This window comes from Polaromonas sp. P1_G2 (assembly GCF_056405515.1).
In genome coordinates, this window is sequence record NZ_JBFUBY010000741.1 from 1 (window position 1) to 578 (window position 578).

Consider the following 578-nt stretch of genomic DNA (forward strand, 5'->3'; position numbering starts at 1 on the left):
GTTTCTGCCTTACCTTTGCGGCAACCGGAAGGATTGCCGATGTTGAACCGAGACGCGCGCCTGACATCGCAAATCACGATCACACTGATGGTGATGTCGGGTATCGCTGCAGCACTGATCGCCGGCTTTTCCTGGCTGGCCTCCACGCAGATCGATCGGCTGGCCCTGGGCAGGCAAAGCGACATCGTCTCGCATGCGATCAAGGAGCGGATCGTCGCAGTGGCGAAGGAGCAGGAGAGCATCGCCATAGGAGACGATACGGTCGCCTATACCAGAGCGGGCAATCAGCAGTGGATGGCTACCGCGATCGGGGCATGGCTGCACTCCTATTTCGGCCACGACCTTGGCCTTGTCCTGAACGATCAGAACGAAATCATCTTTTCGGCGCGCGAAGGCAGGCCCGCCCCTCCCCCCATTCTTGCGGCCGACCGGTCGAGGATTGATGCGATCGCCGCTGAGGTTCGCCGTCACCTCGTGGAGACCGACGGAACAACCGGGCAATCCGCATCGCTGCGCGAAATTTCCGTGACGAAAGTCGCGCCGATCGAGGGCAGGCCCGCTATTGTCAGTGCTCGTCC

Annotated in this window: 1 protein-coding gene; it reads left to right on the top strand. The window is 61.1% G+C overall.

All coding sequences use genetic code 11. The features are described from left to right. Positions 1-39 precede the first annotated feature (39 nt). Positions 40-578, top strand: a 539-nt coding sequence (locus AC1D0P_RS27320) for a CHASE4 domain-containing protein (RefSeq protein WP_477679597.1), incomplete at its 3' end; no start/stop codon positions are given.